Raw genomic sequence first — 17177 nt, 5'->3', positions numbered from 1 at the left:
AATTTACCACTTTAACCTGTTCAACACATTAATATCTACCGAGTTTGTGTTACGGTAAACCATTACAATAATGGCCAGACCTACAGCAACTTCGGCCGCGGCCAATGCCATAATAAAAAACACAAATACTTGTCCAGAGGCGTCTCCGCTGTATGCAGAAAATGCTGTCAGCAGTAAATTCACTGCATTTAACATCAACTCTACCGACATAAAAATTATAATGGCGTTTCTTCTGATCAAAACTCCAATTACGCCTATGGTAAATATAATTGCACTTAATAATATGTAATGATTAAGTGGAACTACTTGAATGGTTGCTGTAATATTATCCATTTTGAGTTCGTTTATCTTTTTTAGCTAATAATACTGCACCAACCAATGCGGTGAGTAAAAGAATTGATGACAGTTCAAACGGTAGTAAAAACTCGTTGAAAAGTACTTTTCCAAGGTTTTCTACCAAGCCAATGTCTGAGTTTGGCAATGCACTTACTTCTGATGTTTGAAGCATTTTTGTAGCACCCACTAAAGTAACCAGTAATGTACCGCCTGCAATCACGCCAACAACTTTAATGAGGTTAGATTTCATAGGCTCACTTTCTTTATTGAGGTTCATCAACATCAGTACAAAAAGGAAAAGCACCATAATGGCTCCCATGTACACAATAAAATTCACCACAGCCAAAAATTGAGCATTCAGCAAAATATATTGAATCGTGAAGGTGAAGAAAGTGGCTATTAAGGCCAATACACTATAAACCGGGTTCTTGGTGAAAATCACCAGAAGGGAAAATAGGATAGATAAGAATGAAACAAAGTAAAATAAACTCATCGATGTATAATCTGCAATTGCCTTTTTTTGATGGGCAAAGGTAAAATTTTTGAACTAATTATGGGCTGTAATCCCCAAAACTAAACTTTAGCCCCTTTTAAAGCTTCCAGTTCTGTAATTGGCATTTCCACCAATTTATCTTTTCCGTATATAAAATCTTTACGTAAATAATCAGCCGGCACAATTGGTCCGTCTAAGTAAATTGCTTCTTTAGGGCAGGCTTCTTCGCATAAACCACAGAAAATACAACGCAACATGTTGATTTCGTAAACTGCGGCATACTTTTCTTCGCGGTATAAATGCTCTTCGCCTTTTTCACGCTCTGAGGCAATCATTGTGATTGCTTCTGCAGGGCAAGATAAAGCGCACAAACCACAAGCGGTACAACGCTCTGCTCCGTTTTCGTCTCTTTTCAAAGAGTGCATCCCTCTCCAGTTTTCAGAAAACTCACGTTCCTGTTCTGGGTAATGGATCGTCTCTTTCTTTTTGAACATGTGCATAAAAGTAATGCCCATCCCTCTGAAAATGGCAGGCAAATAAATGCGCTCCCAAAAATTCATTGGTTTTTGTTCTAATACTTTTTTTCTACCACTTAATGATTCCATTATCATTTATCGTTTTGTCTTCTCCGTTTTGTCAGGCTGAGCGGGGCTTCGACTCCGCTCAGCCTGACATACTATAATTTATCTACTATCGTGATTACAATTGCTGTAATTACAATGTTGGCAATTGCCAACGGAATTAAAACTTTCCAACCTAAATCCATCAATTGATCATAACGGAAACGCGGAACTGTCCAACGCACCCACATAAAGAAAAAGATGAATGCAATAATTTTGGCAAACATTACGACCACTCCAATCAGCGGACCCCAAGTTGGACCTAACAGTTCGTTCACCGTGTCCATTCCAGGATAATTATAACCACCGAAATATAGAACCGCCATTACCGCCGATGAAACAAACATGTTGATGTATTCAGAAAACATGTAGGCCCCCATTTTAAAGCCAGAATACTCTGTTTGGTAACCACCAATTAACTCCGTTTCGCACTCTGGTAAATCAAAAGGCACACGATTGGTTTCTGCAAAAGAACAAATCAAAAAGATCAAAAAACCAAGCGGTTGTACTAAAATATTCCAGTGCCAGCCATGTTGCTGTTCTGCAATTACTTTAAAACTTAAAGAATTAGTTACCAAAAGCAAAGCAATGATGGATAATCCCATTGCAATCTCGTAACTGATATTTTGTGAGGCACCGCGGATAGCGCCCATTAAAGAGTACTTGTTGTTTGATGCCCAACCACCAATCATAATTCCGTAAACGCCTAAAGAAACAACGCCGAAAATATACAGGATACCAACGTTAATATCTGTAACCTGTAACGGAATTGATCTACCAAAAAGTTCAATATTTTGCCCGAAAGGAAGAACTGCACTTCCTAAAAAAGAAACCAATAACGCCAAAGACGGTCCTGCAATAAACAGCCACTTATTTGCACCACTTGGAATAATCTCTTCCTTAAAAAACATTTTACCACCATCTGCCAAAGGCTGTAATAAACCAAAAATTCCGGCTCTGTTTGGCCCAACCCTATCTTGCAACCAGGCCGCAACTTTACGCTCTAGCCAAGTTGAGTATGCTGCAATACTTAGCGTTAATGTAAATAACACTAAAACTAAAACCGTTTTTTCTATTAAAAATGCTACTTCCATTAAAATTTCTTAGCTCTTTCTAGTTGTACTTTATTCGCCTCCATCAGCTCCAGGTTTTTCTTAACAACTTGTGCTGGCTGTAGCTTATCGTAATGATTAGAATTAATTACCGACTGGCGAGAAACTTCTCTAGGTCCTTCAATCACCCAATCTTTAGTCTCCTTTTTATCAAAACGGCAAGTGTTACATATAAAATCTTCCACCTCTCCGTATTGATCTTTACGACCAGTTACACGCAAAACCTCTTCTCCTTTATACCACAAAGTTACTTTTCCGGTACATGTTGGGCAATCCCTGTGCGCTTCTACTGGTTTTGTAAACCAAACTCTGTTTTTAAAACGGAAAGTTTTATCAGTTAAAGCGCCAACCGGGCAAACATCAATCATATTTCCAGAGAAATCGTTATCAACCGCTTGTTGGATATAAGTTGAAATTTCTGAGTGATCTCCCCTGTTTAATACTCCGTGTACTCGACCTTCCGTAATCTGATCTGCCACGTAAACACAACGGTAACATAAAATACAACGCGTCATGTGCAGTTGAATCTTATCGCCGATATCAATTTTGTCGAATGTTCTACGGTCAAATTCGTAACGGGTAGTTGCCAAACCATGCTCATAACTCAAATCCTGCAAATGGCATTCGCCGGCCTGGTCACAAATTGGGCAATCTAATGGATGATTAATCAAAAGCATTTCTACCACACCTTTTCTAGCTTCAACTACTTCTGCCGAAGTAATATTTTGAACCTCCATCCCGTCCATTACATTGGTACGGCAGCTTGCAACCAGTTTAGGCATTGGGCGAGGATCTTTTTCAGAACCCTTGCTCACCTTTACCAAACAAGTACGGCATTTACCGCCGCTACCTTCCAGTTTCGAGTAATAGCACATTGCCGGTGGCACAATATCTCCACCAATCTGACGAGCAGCATTCAAAATACTTGTTCCCGGCTCTACCTCTGTCGGGATTCCGTCTATTGTTACTTTTATCATTTAATTGAAAAATCAAAAGTTAAAATTAAAAAGTCAAAAGCCTAAAAATAACTTTAATCCTTTAAATCGATTTATCCATGTTTATCACGATTGATGCGACAATTTTAGATAATTCTTCTATTTCCTTTATCATCGATTCAACCTTTAAAATGTCTGCAGGTTTAACAATTCCTGTTTCTTTTAAAAGGCGTAATCAATATTTTGTTTCATTTGCTGATTTTAGCGCTATAATATAAAACTTTCTAAAATCACGTTTGGAACTCCCTGCTCTTCCTTCCTCTATATTTGCTCCTACAGAAGTTCCGCTTCTTATTAATTGGTCGAAAAGTGGAGCATGTATTCTCTCTACTTTTGTTTCCGTTATAAATATGACTAGCTCTTTAGAAAACAGAAAACTTCTTTCCCTTATATCAAACGGCTTTGTCAAGTTTTTTTAATTATTATTTTTTAATTTTCAATTGTTTCTAAAACAGGTAAAGGATCTGCATAATGTGCTAAACCATAATTCTGTTTTTGTGATAACTCCGGGTTATCCACGTACCATTGAAATTCATCTCTAAAATGACGGATTGCACTAGCTACCGGCCAAGCTGCTGCATCTCCTAAGGGGCAAATTGTATTTCCTTCTATCTGTTTTGCAACGTTTACCAATAAATCCATATCGCTTGGTCTACCTGTACCGTTCACAATGCTATGCAATACTTTTTCCATCCAACCTGTTCCTTCACGGCATGGAGAACACTGTCCGCATGATTCGTGAGCATAGAAACGAGCAAAATTCCAAGTATTTCTAACTACCGATTGATCTTCGTCAAATGCGATAAAACCTCCAGAACCTAACATTGTTCCGGTGATAAAACCACCTTCAGACAAAGATTCATAAGACATTAAGCGCTTTTCGCCGTTGGCCAAATTCAATATTAAGTTTGCTGGTAAAATTGGAACAGAAGAACCCCCGGCAACAACTGCTTTCAGTCTTTTTCCGTTTGCAATACCACCGCAATATTCATCAGAATAAATAAAATCTTCAACGGTAATGCCCATTTCGATTTCATAAACCCCTGGTTTATTAATGTTTCCAGACGCTGAGATCAATTTGGTTCCGGTTGAACGTCCGATTCCTATTTTAGCATATTCTTCGCCACCATCATTGATGATTGGAACAACCGCTGCAATGGTTTCCACATTATTTACTACCGTTGGGCAACCGTACAAGCCGGCAATTGCTGGAAAAGGTGGTTTAATCCTTGGGTTTCCTCTTTTTCCTTCTAGTGATTCTAACAATGCAGTTTCTTCTCCACAGATATAAGCTCCAGCTCCTGGCTGAACGTATAACTCCAAATCGTAACCTGTTCCTAATATATTTTTTCCTAAAAATCCAGCTTCTTTAGCTTCGGCAATTGCTTTTTCTAAAATCCGGATTTGAGGCATCATTTCACCTCTAACGTAAATGTAACTTGTATGTGCTCCAAGCGCATAACTCGAAGTAATCATTCCTTCAATTAATGCATGAGGAATGTGCGTCATTAAATAGCGGTCTTTGAAAGTTCCGGGCTCAGACTCATCTGCGTTGCAAACCAAGTAACGAGCAACACCTTCTGGCTTGGCTAAAAAGCTCCACTTCATCCCGGTAGGGAAACCAGCACCACCGCGACCACGTAAACCAGATTTTTTAACTTCTTCCACCACCTCATCTGTCGACATGGTTTTTAAAGCTTTTTCTACGGAACGGTAGCCACCTTTCTCACGATAAACTTTGAAAGTGTTTATTCCCGGTACGTTAATATGTTCTAATAATAATTTGCGACCCATTGTTCTTAGATGTAAGATGTTAGTATCAAGTATCAAGACTTTAAGCCTCTCACTCTGCTACCTTGATCTTTTTGTCTTCTATTATTTTATCTCTAACGAGCCATTTACAAGTCTTGCATCTTGGCTCTTGCTTCTTAACTCTTACTTACTCTTCAACTCCTCAATCAACTTATCAACCGATTCTGGCGTTAAGTTTTCATAAAAAGTATATTCTGGACCAATTTGTAAAACTGGTGCATAACCGCAAGCAGCTAAACATTCAACCCCACGATAGCTAAATAAGCCATCAGCAGTAGCTTCGTTTTCTTTTACGCCTAACTTTTCACCAATGTATTCCATCAGTTTTTCTGCACCAACTAAACAGCAAGGCCCGGTACGGCAAACTTCTAAAACGTATTTACCTTGGGGTTTTAAAAAGTATTGCGTGTAAAACGTGGCAACTTCATAAACCTCAATATCTTTAATGTTTAAAATCTCAGCTACTTTATCCATGGAGTTTGCACTCAACCAACCGAAAACAGCTTGCACTTCATGCAAAATTGGCAATAAAGCCGACTTCTGCTTTCCTTCCGGGTAACGGCTGATGATTTCGCTACATTTAGCCAATAACTCAGTAGAAAATTCTACTGCTGCGGTATCTTCTACTCTAAGCATCTAATTCTCCTGCTATTACGTTTAAACTAGACATATTGATAATGGCATCAGACAATAACATTCCGGCGCTCATTGGTGCATACATCTGGTAATTGATGAAACTTGGTCTGCGGAAATGTAAGCGGTAAGGCGTTCTGCCACCATCGTTGATCAAATAAAATCCTAATTCTCCGTTACCACCTTCAACAGCATGGTAAACTTCAGTTTTAGGCGTATCCACTTCGCCCATCACAATTTTAAAGTGATAGATTAAAGCCTCCATATTGTTATAAACCTGCTCTTTTGGAGGCAAATAAAACTCAGGAACATCGGCATGAAAAACCCCTTTTGGTTCACCTTTAAGCTTTTCTAGCGCCTGTTCGATGATCCTTAAGCTCTGCCACATTTCTTCGTTTCTCACGATGAAACGGTCGTAAACATCACCCGTGGTTCCAACTGGTATTTCAAAATCAAAATCCTGGTAAGAAGAATAAGGCTCGTTTACACGAACATCATAATCCACACCAGTTGCTCTTAAAATTGGTCCGCTCCAACTGTAATTCAATGCAACTTCCGGAGTAACCGCACCAACACCTGATGTACGTTCTATAAAAATTCTATTTCTGTTGAATAAAGCTTCGAACTCTCTTAATATAGGTGGGAATTTCTCTAAAAACTTATTCAGTTTTGCAAAAGCGATGTCGTTGAAATCTCTTTCAAAACCACCAATTCTACCAATGTTAGTGGTTAAACGAGCGCCACATATTTCCTCGAAAATTTCGTAGATATGCTCACGCTCTTCCATTAAATAAAGGAAACCTGTAAACGCACCTGTATCAACGCCTAAAATACCGTTACAGATTAAATGGTCTGTAATACGGCTCAACTCCATCACAATTACTCTTAAATAATCTACTCGCTTTGGCGTTTCGATACCTAAAAGTTTTTCAACCGTCATGTGCCAGCCCATATTGTTGATAGGGGACGAGCAGTAGTTCATACGGTCGGTAAGTGTGGTAATTTGGTAAAATGGACGGTGTTCAGCTATTTTTTCAAACGCTCTGTGAATATAACCAATGGTAGAAACTCCGCTCACAATACGCTCGCCATCCATTTGTAACACATTTTGGAAAACTCCGTGTGTTGCCGGGTGGGTTGGCCCTAAGTTTAAAGTAGTTAACTCGCTTTGCGGGTCGTTATCTACATAAACTGGTCTGTTTGGCGTTGTTTCTGTTATAAAATTGCTCATTTATTTTACTTAACGTCCAAAGAAAAAATCTTTTTTATCTACTCTATTCGGGTCTTCCAATGCGAATTCTCTTCTCATCGGGAAAACTGTCATATCATCCACGTTTAATATCCTTACCAAATTTGGATGCCCTACAAATTGAACTCCGAAGAAATCAAATGTTTCACGTTCCATCCAATTTGCACCTTCCCATAGGGTAGTTGCGGTAGGAATAGTTGGGTTTGAAACTGGGATAGAAACTTTAATCCGTACCCTTACATTGTTTTGTAAACTGTGTAAATGGTAAACTACGCAAAGTGCATTGGCTTCTTCTGGATAATGAACTGCAGTAATGTCTGTTAAATAACCAAACTTAAGGTCTTCATCATTTTTTAGAAACGCCAACATTTCGGCAATCACATTTGCTGTGGTTTCAAAAGTTAACAAACCAAAAGGCTCCGTTGGCGATGTAAATTTATCTCCGAACTGAGCACTAAGCTTGTCTATAATATCTTGATTAGCTATTTTTCCCATTACTGGATTCCGTATTGTGCTAATAATGCTGTGTATTCTTCAGAATCTCTTCTACGCAAAGATTCTGCTCTTACTAAGTCTTGTATTTTATTGAAGCCATTGATAATCGCTTCTGGACGTGGAGGGCAACCTGGCACATAAACATCTACCGGGATAATTTCATCGATTCCCTGCAACACAGAGTAAGTATCAAAAATACCACCGCTACTTGCACAGGCACCAACTGCAATTACCCAACGTGGTTCTGCCATTTGTATATAAACCTGCTTTAAAACCGGAGCCATTTTTTTAGCGATGGTTCCCATCACCATTAATAGGTCTGCCTGACGTGGAGAAAACGAAGGACGTTCTGAACCGAAACGAGAAAAATCATAGTGCGAACCCATGGTCGCCATAAATTCGATTCCGCAACATGACGTTGCAAAAGGCAATGGCCATAAAGAATTTGCCCTTGCCATCCCAATCACTTTATCTAAAGAAGTAGCAAAAAAGCCTTCTCCTTGTATCCCAGCTGGCGCTTCAACTAAATTAATATCACTCATAATTTATAATCCTTTTCAACCAAATCAAAAAGGGCTTAAATGGAAATTAAGCCACAAATTTATCAAGTTTATTGCTGTAAAAAGTTGATGATTTTTATTTAGAACAGTTCTAACTTAATCCCATTTTAACGCATCTTTTTTGATGACGTAGATAAAGCCTAAAAGTAAAGTTCCCATAAAAATAAACATCTCGATTAAGCCGTTTAAACCCAGCCATCTAAAGTTTACCGCCCATGGGTACATAAAAATCACTTCAATATCAAACAAAACAAAGATAATTGCTACCACAAAATACTTAACTGAAAAGGGTTGACGGGCGTTACCTACTACTTCAATACCTGATTCAAAAGCGGTTAATTTAACATCTGTGGTGACGCGTTTTGGCCCAATCATGTGGGTTAAAACCATTGTTAAAGCCACAAAGCCCAAAGCAACTGCTAATTGAATAATGATGGGCAAAAAATTAATGGGGGTGCTTACTTCTTCCATGTTTTTGATTGAATGCTACAAATATAGTGTTATCGGTACAATAAGTAAAATTTACGAGCTTAATTCTATTGGTTTAAACCCAAATCTGGGTCGGTTAAACAGTCTTCGGTTCAACCCTAAAAGCCCTACATCAAAAAGGAGAATGGTAGGTCTTAGCTTATTTTACCTTCGTTTGCCAAAGCCCACTTTAAGAGGGCATTATTTTCATCCTTAAGGTTTAGCTTCCGGCACAGCTTATGCCGATAGTTTTTCACCGTGAAATGGCTTAAATGTAAGATGTCAGCAATTTCTTTAGTTGTTTTGTTTGCCAATACAAAGCCTAAAATATAACGTTCGGTATCATTAAGATCGAGTTCGGGCAAATATTCGGGTTGTAATTGACCTAGCTTACCGTTCGCTTCTATTACAGGGCTTGCCAATCTAATTGCCGCATAAATAGCCGCTTCATCTACGGGTTTGATTAGATAATGCAACGGTTTTACAGTAGAAGCTTGCCCAATAACAATTTTTGACTGATAAGAGGTAATAAAAATAACCTCAAAGGCATAACTCTTTTCCAACTCCTTAACCATTGCAATTCCATCTAGTTTTTCATTGAGATTGATATCACAGAGTAACAGGTGTGGCAGAAATTCCGGCATTACATCTAACACCTCATTATAATTAATTGCGATTTGAACGGTACAACTAAAATTGGCTTTAAGCTGCTGCTCTATAAACCGAGCAATAATAATTTCGTCTTCAATAATAAGTATGCGCATGGTTATTTAGATGTTATGGTAAAAATATAAGTAAGGCCTTCATCACTTAAAACCTGCATTTTCCCGTTAATTTGCCGGCTAAGATCCTGGATTAGACTTGTGCCAAATGATGGAACAACATTTTTCGGTAGTCCATTGCCGTTATCGCTATAAACAATCTTCCAGCTATTGGCTGAACGGTTGAGAGCAATGGAAATTTTAGGAGCGTTAACATTCCTGAAAGCATGTTTGTAAGAATTTACCAACAGTTCTGAAACAATTAGTCCTAAGGGCAAAGCAAGTTTAGAATCCAGCGTGAGTTCTTCTGGGATATCAACCTTGATGTCTACTGGCTTTTCTGCTTCAAAAATTCTTTTAGAATGATCGATGATGCTGTTTACAAAAGGCTTTAGTATCAGCTGTTGGTCGTCTTCGCTTAGCTGAAGATTCTCGTTTACTAGCATCATGGCTTTTATGCGAGAAATGTTATCTCTTAATATATTACCCGCTTCGCTTTCTTCTTTTCCTCCCAATCTCAAGCTATTTAGGCTGTAAAGCATCTGTAGGTTGTTTTTTACACGGTGGTTAACTTCATTCATCAAGGTTTCAATATGAGCATTTCTTTGGCTCAGCTCATTTGTTCTCTCTTTTACGCTTTCCTCAAGAATTTCATTCTGGTGCTGTTGCAAAGTATTGAGTTCTTTTAGGTAATTGGTATTATCGAGTTCGTTTTGCCTTAACCTACCATTTAATCCCATTAAAAATAAAAATGCGATACAGATCGAAATTCCTTTGGCAAGATTAGGGATGATATTGTAAGACATCTCCTGAAAAATCAAAACACTCAGGCTCCCTATAATAATTACCCCAAAAAAAAGGATGAGGCCGTAAGCTAAGTACAGTTCTTGTTTACTTAATTTGTTCCAAACTTTAAAAAGCATAACTATGGAATACACCAACAAAAACAGGAGGAAACTAATGGTAATTTTACCTGCCAACTCAAAATTTGAAAAACAATAATTACTTATAAAAACTGTGATTGTAAGTAACATTAATCCACAGACTAAAGCTTTTCCCCATTGATAGAGTTTGATGTTCTTATGTTTGACATCCCAGGAATCCAACAAAAGCAGATACAAGCCTAACAGACCAAAATGCAGAAAGTGTTGTGGAAGCAACCAACCGATATGAGGCATGGAGGGGAAAAACCAGTCGATCAAATACCTATTTAACGCAATACCATATAAATTAAAGGAGGCCACAAATAGCATCAACCATATAAAAGGGCGATGACGGGTAGTGATCCATCTTAAAAAGATGTAAAGAAAAAGCAAAGCAGATGCGCCCTGTGGCCACAGATCGTTTAGCTCGCTTTTGTACTTTGTTTCCAAAAATGTAAAGCGCTCGCTCAGATAAAAATCAAATACGGGCAGGTATTTTTTGGTATGATGGCTTTTGATTAAAATAATATAGGGGACGTTTTGGTCAATTTTTATAGAAAAATCAAAACGGCTATCGCCATCTGTTATGTTTTCTATCGGTCTAAAGGCTCCCGCCTGCCGGTGTATTGGTTTAGCCCCAGGCGTATCTGCCATAAAGTAAAGATCAGCATAGCTTAGGTGTTTAAAATGAATGCTTGCTTCAGCTTTTTCGGCACTACTAAACCGGGTGATGAGCCAAAAAACACTAGTTGATCCTTTGGGCTTAAAATCCTTTATTAACTCAAAACGGTCTGCTTTCTGTAAAAACTCTATGTCTGTAAACTGATTTATAGTATCCTCCAGAATTTTGAAGTGTGGTTTTAAATCTACTGTGCCTTTTGAGGGTTGAAAAACAAAACTTGGTTGTGCGTATCCACTAATGGATTGCACAGTTACCATGCACAAAGAAAAAATCAGAGCTTTTAACAGTTTAAAATATAATGACTCTAAAAGAATGTTGGTATAAAAAATCAAAGGCTACGATTTACTTATGGTTTGTATTCTAAAAGGGCTAAAATATTGAATAAGATATAAAAAATTGGGTTTTTGATTAAAATAGAACCCTGGGGTCTCTTTTATGGCGCATGTTTAATGGCTAGGTTTGTGGCTTAATTCAATTACAAAATATTATGACAGCGAACATTTCTTCTATTATTCTTATATCGGAAACGATAATGATATAAGGTTGAAAATCTCACTACTCTCTTAACGTCTCTCGCCAAATAGTAAATTATTGTATTAACAAAAAGTACATCCGTATGAACAAAGCATGCCTTATTTCTCCGACGCTATTTATTGAAAATCCCCTTTTTAAAATAAGTTTTTAAAGGCAGCCCAAGCTGTTAACATCCGTAGAAGGGCGTAATTAAGGGACAGTTTTCACCCCATTCATTCTAAACGTATATCGTTAGATGAATACCAAAGATCAATTCAAAAAATTTTTTGAAGCAACAACACTATCGAAAAACTGATGTGCAGTCAGTTCCTCGAGAACAAAGGAACACACCAGACAAATCTGTAACGATGGATTTTATCAAGAAATTATTTTAACACGATTACTTATAAATACACACAAACAATTTTTCACAAAAACACATTATTATGAAAAAAACACCTTACTTATTTTTATTAATGTTGCTTCTTCCTTTTTTAGGGAAAGCTCAAAACTGGGAAGCGCTAGGTTCGGATGATTTTAATCAAGCGACCTTAATTAGAACCAATGGTAATGACATTGCTTTCGACGATAATAATGTGCCGTATATTGCCCTGTTAGATAGACAGGACCTCACCATGCAAATGACTGTTAGAAGATTTGTTGGAGGAAAGTGGGAAGCGGTAGGGGCAGAAAGATTTACGGCACCCGGCGCTTATTATATCTCGTTAATTATACATGGGACGACGCCTTATGTACTTTTTACCGACGGAAACAATGCTGGTAAACTCACGGTACAAAAATTTAACGGGAATGATTGGGAAGTCGTAGGAAATGCTGGATTCTCTGATCAACAGGCGTATAGTGCTTCCATAGCAGTAAGCGATGATGGAACTTTTTATGTGGCTTACCATGAGGACAACAATGAGGGAGTTTTCGTTAAAAAACTTAATGGGCTAACCTGGGAAACAGTTGGTAACGGCGGCTTTAATGCATCACGCACTTCCTCTACTTCATTAGCCATAGATGGAAATACACCTTATGTTGCTTATGCTGATAATGCAAATGACAAAAAGGGAACGGTTAGTAAGTTTAATGGCAACAACTGGGAAGTAGTGGGCACACCTAATCTTAATTTTGATGAAAATATTATTGACCTCCGTTTATACTTAAATAACAGCGTACCTTATGTTACCTACCAAAACTCGCATGATGAAAAAGTGTATGTCCGAAAACTTGATGGTGGATTGTGGAAATCAATGGACGAAAATAGTCTTGCTTATGAAGGTACGGACGCTCCCAAATTGACCTTTGATAATTCAGGAACTCCATATATTTTATACAAAGATGTCTACAGCTACAGCTTGGCAGTACAAAAATTTAATGGCCTAAGTTGGGAGTACTTTGCAGAAATGCCACATGGGCAATCAGATTATACAGAATTAGCGTTCAACAATGGCTCTTTATACATCAGCTACTCAGATGAAAGTGATAGCTACAAAGCAAAAGTTCAAAAGTTTAATGGCGTAAAATGGGAAGTTTTGGGAGGAAACGGTTTTTCCCAAAACGTTTCTTCAACATCTTTGGCCATGAACGGCGTTACACCTTATGTAGCTTTTTACGGCGGTGAATCAGATAAAAAAGCAAGTGTGAAAAAATTCAATGGGACAGCTTGGGAACAGGTCGGCGTCAGTAAGTTTTCAGAAGCTTCTGTAAAAGATATATCTATCAGATTCGACGGCAATGATGCTTATGTGCTTTATCTTGATAACGATGCCGATAGCAAAGCTACCTTGCAGAAATTTAACGGCACTGATTGGGATTATGTAGGGCAACGCGGTTTTTCTACAAACCAGCCCAAGTATTTAAACATGGCTATTAATAATGGTATACCCTATGTTGTATATAAAGATGCGCAGGTTAATAAAGCAACTGTAAAAAAGTTAAACGGAAATCTTTGGGAGACCGTAGGAGCGCAAGGGTTTTCTGCGGGAAGCGTAAATTATACTTCAATAGCTTTAGACGGTTCAACGCCTTATGTAGTTTATCAAGATGATGCAAACCAGAGTAAGGCAACAGTTAAGAGGTTTGTGAGTGGAGCGTGGGAGAACGTAGGTGCAGCGGGTTTTTCTGATGGTGCTGCTAAGTACACAAAAATTATTTTTAACGGAACCACCCCTTATGTTGTATATACTGATGATGCGTTGGCTACCGGTCAGAGACGAACACAATCTTCGGGCATACGCCCGATGGGAGGAGGCGCACCAGCTGAAAAAGTTACAGTACGTAAATTTAACGGTATCAGTTGGGAGACTGTTGGCGCACCGGCGATCTCGTCAAGCAATGCAACTCATCCTGATATCACTTTTGTGGGCAGCACACCCTACGTAAGTTATATTGATGGAACAAACAACGACAACAAGCTTACTGTACAGAAATTTAATGGTTTAGATTGGGAATTAGTAGGTTCATCCAGGTTTTCAGCAGAAGCAACAACCAGCGCAAATATAGCTAACAGTGGAAGTGAATTAATCGTAGCCTACACATCTGGGGGGGCTTACGCAAAAAGTTTCCCCTTAGGAACTTTGCCAGTGAAACTGGTTTCCTTTGATGCAACTGTAAAAACTAATCATAAAGTAGGCTTAAGCTGGAACACTGCTTCAGAAAAAAATAGCGACTATTTTACCGTTTCAAAAAGTGCTGATGGAAAATCATTTGTTCAAATGACCACTGTAAAATCTCAAGGAGAAAATGGTGGAAGTTACTCAACTGTAGATTTTAATCCGTTCGCGGGTGTGAATTACTACAAATTGAGCCAAACAGACACAGATGGTAAAACGGAGGAACTAAGTTTAAAAACGGTAAAACTTCCAACGCTAAACACAGCAGGTTTATCTGTTTACCCAAATCCAACTAAAGATTTAGCAAGCATCAAATTTAGCCCGGGCACTTTTACAAATGCAACTTTAATAGATTTAACTGGAAAAGTATTGGCGCAACAGTTAGTTAATGGCGAACAAAACGAAATCCAGTTTGATTTGAGCACTTATGAAACTGGCACTTATGTGATCAGATTGGTAGGTGCAAAAGAAAGCAGATCATTTAAAATCGTGAAGTTATAACAGAAACGAGTTTTTTTTGAATGCCCTGAAGCGATAAGTTGCAGGGCATTTTTTTCTATTGCGTTCTCCCATCATTCCTAACAAGGTAAGAGGAGAAATTAGTAAGCGATGGAAAACAGAACCCATTCTTAAAGTACAGGGTTAAAAAGTCAATTCTAAAAGTTGGGACAGTGCAAATAAACCACAGATCTCTCCTATCGTCGAGATGAAAGACAAAGTTGGAAAGGTTGTACAGAAATTAACTTTTCGCTTTAAACAAAGAAAGGTGCCCTCTCGAACACCTTCTTTCCTATTCTCAAATTTGAGAATTACATTTTTAAACCGATTTCTCTTAAACGTTCATCTAAATATTCGCCAGCTGTGATATCGCTATACGCTTTGGGATGAACTTCATCAATGCAAGACGGCAAACAGGCTAAATTCATTTTAGCTTTTGGATGTAAAAAAAACGGAACAGAATATCTGGAGTTTTTCATCAATTCTCTCGGTGGGTTCACCACTCGGTGCGTGGTTGATTTTAACTTGTTATTGGTTAAACGCTGCAACATATCGCCTACGTTTACCACGATATCTTCGCCCTGAGCGGTAATGGCAAACCATTCGCCTTCTCGGGTTAACACTTCTAATCCGTCTGCACTGGCACCAATCAATAAGGTAATTAAGTTGATATCTTCATGTGCACCTGCTCTCACAGCATCCGCTGGCAAAGCATCTGGATTTTCTATCGGAAAATAATGAATTCCTCTTAAAATTGAGTTTCCGTTGTGCACTTTATCTTCAAAGTAGTTTTCGGGCAAACCTAAATAAACAGAAATTGCATTTAAAATATGCTTGCCTGCCTGCTCTAATTTTTGATAGGTTTCTTTGGTAACAGCATTAAATTCTGGAAACTCTTCAACTTCGATATTATCGGGATAAAGATCTTTCACTGCGTCTCCATCTTCCACATATTGGCCAATCTGCCAAAACTCTTTCAAATCTGGAGTCTTTGAATCCTTCGCTTTCTCTCGTCCCTTTGAGGTATAACCTCTTTGCCCTGCAAGCTCAATTTTTTCGTATTTCAGTTTTTGGCCATCTGATAAAGAGAATACGTTTTTTATCTGTTGATAAATCTGGGTGATTAGATCTTGACTTAAACCATGATTGGTAATGGTAACAAATCCCGTTTCGTTAAATGCCCTGCCAATGTCGTCAGAAAACTTTTTCTTTTGTTCAGCAGAGCCTTTCAAATAGTCATTTAGGTCTAAGCGGGGAATGTTTACATGATTAGCCATAATTTAAACCAGTTTGATTAGTATAAATGTAGCTTAAAAATGTGGACAAAGTCAAATAAAAAAGAAGACCAGACTATTATGTTGTTCATTAATAGATAATTACGTTTTTAACAAATCAACCGCCACTTATAAAACTTATTACCTATTCGTGAGATGTTTCACTAGCGTTCAACATGATGAGGCTCTTAACCTTGCAAATCCTCCTTCAAAAAAAAAGGGATACAAATTAATGCATCCCTTTTGTAAAATTTGGTTTAAATATTATGATTTTATCAACTCTGCATTAAAGAATTCGCGGTTCATTCTGGCAATGTTCGTCACCTTAATTTCTTTAGGGCATTGTGCCTCACAAGCATAAGTGTTTGTACAACCTCCAAATCCTTCTTCGTCCATTTGCAACACCATAGCTTCTGCTCTAGCGTAACGCTCTGGTTGCCCTTGTGGCAATAATGCAAACTGAGAAATTTTTGCAGAAACAAATAGCATTGCCGAAGCATTTTTACAAGCTGCAACGCAAGCACCACATCCAATACACGTAGCTGAGCTCATTGCTTCATCAGCAATTACTTTGGAAATTGGAATCTCGTTAGCATCTGGAACACCACCTGTACCAACAGAAACGTAACCACCAGCCTGCTGAATTCTATCAAAAGATGAACGGTTTGTAACTAAATCTTTTACTACCGGAAAAGCCGTAGCTCTCCACGGCTCAATAACTATAGTGTCTTTATCAGAGAAGCTACGCATGTGTAATTGACAAGTTGTAGTTGCTCGTTTTGGTCCGTGTGGTTCGCCGTTAATTACTAAAGAGCACATTCCACAAATACCTTCTCTACAGTCGTGGTCAAAATGGATTGGATCTTCCTTCTTTTTTACTAAATCCTCATTCACAACATCTAACATCTCCAAAAACGACATGTCTGGGGAAATCTCATCTGCTTTGTATGTTACAAATTTTCCAGGTGTTGTACTGTTCTTTTGACGCCAAACTTTCAACGTCAGATTCATGTGTCCACTCATAATACTTTAGTATTGAGTAGTGAGTATTAGTATTGGGTATTTAGTATTTAGTATCAAGTATTAAGACAGCATATCATCTTTTTACTTTTTACTTTTTACTTTTTTACTTCCT

Annotated in this window: 17 protein-coding genes; 1 reads left to right on the top strand and 16 read right to left on the bottom strand. The window is 38.1% G+C overall.

Annotation, left to right across the window (positions count from 1 at the left end; all coding sequences use genetic code 11):
* Positions 1 to 3: 3 nt before the first annotated feature.
* From nuoK to B176_RS0100215, 14 genes are all read right to left on the bottom strand, one after another.
* A complete protein-coding gene (gene nuoK / locus B176_RS0100280) occupies positions 4 to 333 on the bottom strand; it encodes an NADH-quinone oxidoreductase subunit NuoK (protein WP_017256770.1) in 330 nt (109 codons plus the stop codon).
* On the bottom strand, positions 326 to 829 hold the full coding sequence (locus B176_RS0100275; protein ID WP_017256769.1) for an NADH-quinone oxidoreductase subunit J family protein: 504 nt from the start codon (positions 827 to 829) through the stop codon (positions 326 to 328). Before B176_RS0100275 ends, nuoK begins: the two co-directional genes overlap by 8 nt.
* Positions 830 to 909: 80 nt before the next feature.
* Complete coding sequence (locus tag B176_RS0100270) at positions 910 to 1434, bottom strand: NuoI/complex I 23 kDa subunit family protein (RefSeq protein WP_017256768.1); 525 nt, start codon at positions 1432 to 1434, stop codon at positions 910 to 912.
* A 71-nt stretch (positions 1435 to 1505) separates the two neighbouring features.
* Complete coding sequence (nuoH, locus tag B176_RS0100265) at positions 1506 to 2543, bottom strand: NADH-quinone oxidoreductase subunit NuoH (protein WP_017256767.1); 1038 nt, start codon at positions 2541 to 2543, stop codon at positions 1506 to 1508.
* A complete protein-coding gene (locus tag B176_RS0100260; protein ID WP_017256766.1) occupies positions 2543 to 3538 on the bottom strand; it encodes a 2Fe-2S iron-sulfur cluster-binding protein in 996 nt (331 codons plus the stop codon). The genes nuoH and B176_RS0100260 overlap by 1 nt, the downstream gene beginning before the upstream one ends.
* 193 nt (positions 3539 to 3731) lie before the next feature.
* Positions 3732 to 3965 (bottom strand): four helix bundle protein, encoded by a 234-nt coding sequence (locus tag B176_RS21550; protein ID WP_017256765.1) that lies wholly within the window; start codon positions 3963 to 3965, stop codon positions 3732 to 3734.
* 20 nt (positions 3966 to 3985) lie between these two features.
* The gene (gene nuoF / locus B176_RS0100250; RefSeq protein ID WP_017256764.1) at positions 3986 to 5350 is read right to left on the bottom strand and encodes an NADH-quinone oxidoreductase subunit NuoF; all 1365 of its coding nucleotides are present in this window, start codon (positions 5348 to 5350) and stop codon (positions 3986 to 3988) included.
* Between the two features lie 141 nt (positions 5351 to 5491).
* On the bottom strand, positions 5492 to 6004 hold the full coding sequence (locus tag B176_RS0100245) for an NADH-quinone oxidoreductase subunit NuoE family protein (RefSeq protein WP_017256763.1): 513 nt from the start codon (positions 6002 to 6004) through the stop codon (positions 5492 to 5494).
* Positions 5997 to 7232: an NADH-quinone oxidoreductase subunit D gene (locus B176_RS0100240; RefSeq protein ID WP_017256762.1), complete on the bottom strand. Its 1236-nt coding sequence runs from the start codon at positions 7230 to 7232 to the stop codon at positions 5997 to 5999. The genes B176_RS0100245 and B176_RS0100240 overlap by 8 nt, the downstream gene beginning before the upstream one ends.
* A 9-nt stretch (positions 7233 to 7241) precedes the next feature.
* Positions 7242 to 7745, bottom strand: coding sequence for an NADH-quinone oxidoreductase subunit C (locus B176_RS0100235; RefSeq protein ID WP_017256761.1), 504 nt, complete (start codon positions 7743 to 7745; stop codon positions 7242 to 7244).
* Positions 7745 to 8287, bottom strand: coding sequence for an NADH-quinone oxidoreductase subunit B (locus B176_RS0100230; RefSeq protein WP_017256760.1), 543 nt, complete (start codon positions 8285 to 8287; stop codon positions 7745 to 7747). Before B176_RS0100230 ends, B176_RS0100235 begins: the two co-directional genes overlap by 1 nt.
* A gap of 114 nt (positions 8288 to 8401) precedes the next feature.
* Positions 8402 to 8776 carry an NADH-quinone oxidoreductase subunit A gene (locus B176_RS0100225; protein WP_017256759.1) on the bottom strand — a complete coding sequence of 125 codons (375 nt, stop codon included), beginning with the start codon at positions 8774 to 8776 and terminating at the stop codon, positions 8402 to 8404.
* 152 nt (positions 8777 to 8928) lie between these two features.
* Positions 8929 to 9537 (bottom strand): response regulator transcription factor, encoded by a 609-nt coding sequence (locus B176_RS0100220; RefSeq protein ID WP_017256758.1) that lies wholly within the window; start codon positions 9535 to 9537, stop codon positions 8929 to 8931.
* A gap of 2 nt (positions 9538 to 9539) precedes the next feature.
* Positions 9540 to 11396, bottom strand: coding sequence for a histidine kinase dimerization/phosphoacceptor domain -containing protein (locus B176_RS0100215; RefSeq protein WP_017256757.1), 1857 nt, complete (start codon positions 11394 to 11396; stop codon positions 9540 to 9542).
* Between the two features lie 702 nt (positions 11397 to 12098).
* On the opposite strand from B176_RS0100215, the gene B176_RS20020 reads away from it, so the two are divergent.
* Positions 12099 to 14771 (top strand): T9SS type A sorting domain-containing protein, encoded by a 2673-nt coding sequence (locus B176_RS20020; RefSeq protein ID WP_017256756.1) that lies wholly within the window; start codon positions 12099 to 12101, stop codon positions 14769 to 14771.
* A gap of 308 nt (positions 14772 to 15079) precedes the next feature.
* Here B176_RS20020 and B176_RS0100205 read toward each other — a convergent pair whose 3' ends face one another.
* Both B176_RS0100205 and B176_RS0100200 read right to left on the bottom strand, forming a co-directional pair.
* Entirely contained in the window at positions 15080 to 16045 is a 966-nt protein-coding gene (locus B176_RS0100205) for an isopenicillin N synthase family dioxygenase (RefSeq protein WP_017256755.1), read from the bottom strand.
* 261 nt (positions 16046 to 16306) lie between these two features.
* On the bottom strand, positions 16307 to 17065 hold the full coding sequence (locus tag B176_RS0100200; RefSeq protein WP_026063056.1) for a succinate dehydrogenase/fumarate reductase iron-sulfur subunit: 759 nt from the start codon (positions 17063 to 17065) through the stop codon (positions 16307 to 16309).
* Positions 17066 to 17177 lie beyond the last annotated feature (112 nt).

Origin of the sequence: Pedobacter arcticus A12, assembly GCF_000302595.1 — a bacterium.
Classification (GTDB): Bacteria; Bacteroidota; Bacteroidia; order Sphingobacteriales; family Sphingobacteriaceae; genus Pseudopedobacter; species Pseudopedobacter arcticus.
The sequence above is the reverse complement of the archived record's forward strand: the minus strand, read 5'-3'. Positions and strand labels throughout refer to the sequence as shown.

What these genes read in the sequence shown, in the direction of transcription:
- nuoK (WP_017256770.1), bottom strand. Translation starts at nt 333, where the DNA reads ATGGATAATATTACAGCAACCATTCAAGTAGTTCCACTTAATCATTAC.
- B176_RS0100275 (WP_017256769.1), bottom strand. Translation starts at nt 829, where the DNA reads ATGAGTTTATTTTACTTTGTTTCATTCTTATCTATCCTATTTTCCCTT.
- B176_RS0100270 (WP_017256768.1), bottom strand. Translation starts at nt 1,434, where the DNA reads ATGGAATCATTAAGTGGTAGAAAAAAAGTATTAGAACAAAAACCAATG.
- nuoH (WP_017256767.1), bottom strand. Translation starts at nt 2,543, where the DNA reads ATGGAAGTAGCATTTTTAATAGAAAAAACGGTTTTAGTTTTAGTGTTA.
- B176_RS0100260 (WP_017256766.1), bottom strand. Translation starts at nt 3,538, where the DNA reads ATGATAAAAGTAACAATAGACGGAATCCCGACAGAGGTAGAGCCGGGA.
- nuoF (WP_017256764.1), bottom strand. Translation starts at nt 5,350, where the DNA reads ATGGGTCGCAAATTATTATTAGAACATATTAACGTACCGGGAATAAAC.
- B176_RS0100245 (WP_017256763.1), bottom strand. Translation starts at nt 6,004, where the DNA reads ATGCTTAGAGTAGAAGATACCGCAGCAGTAGAATTTTCTACTGAGTTA.
- B176_RS0100240 (WP_017256762.1), bottom strand. Translation starts at nt 7,232, where the DNA reads ATGAGCAATTTTATAACAGAAACAACGCCAAACAGACCAGTTTATGTA.
- B176_RS0100235 (WP_017256761.1), bottom strand. Translation starts at nt 7,745, where the DNA reads ATGGGAAAAATAGCTAATCAAGATATTATAGACAAGCTTAGTGCTCAG.
- B176_RS0100230 (WP_017256760.1), bottom strand. Translation starts at nt 8,287, where the DNA reads ATGAGTGATATTAATTTAGTTGAAGCGCCAGCTGGGATACAAGGAGAA.
- B176_RS0100225 (WP_017256759.1), bottom strand. Translation starts at nt 8,776, where the DNA reads ATGGAAGAAGTAAGCACCCCCATTAATTTTTTGCCCATCATTATTCAA.
- B176_RS0100220 (WP_017256758.1), bottom strand. Translation starts at nt 9,537, where the DNA reads ATGCGCATACTTATTATTGAAGACGAAATTATTATTGCTCGGTTTATA.
- B176_RS0100215 (WP_017256757.1), bottom strand. Translation starts at nt 11,396, where the DNA reads ATGGTAACTGTGCAATCCATTAGTGGATACGCACAACCAAGTTTTGTT.
- B176_RS20020 (WP_017256756.1), top strand. Translation starts at nt 12,099, where the DNA reads ATGAAAAAAACACCTTACTTATTTTTATTAATGTTGCTTCTTCCTTTT.
- B176_RS0100205 (WP_017256755.1), bottom strand. Translation starts at nt 16,045, where the DNA reads ATGGCTAATCATGTAAACATTCCCCGCTTAGACCTAAATGACTATTTG.
- B176_RS0100200 (WP_026063056.1), bottom strand. Translation starts at nt 17,065, where the DNA reads ATGAGTGGACACATGAATCTGACGTTGAAAGTTTGGCGTCAAAAGAAC.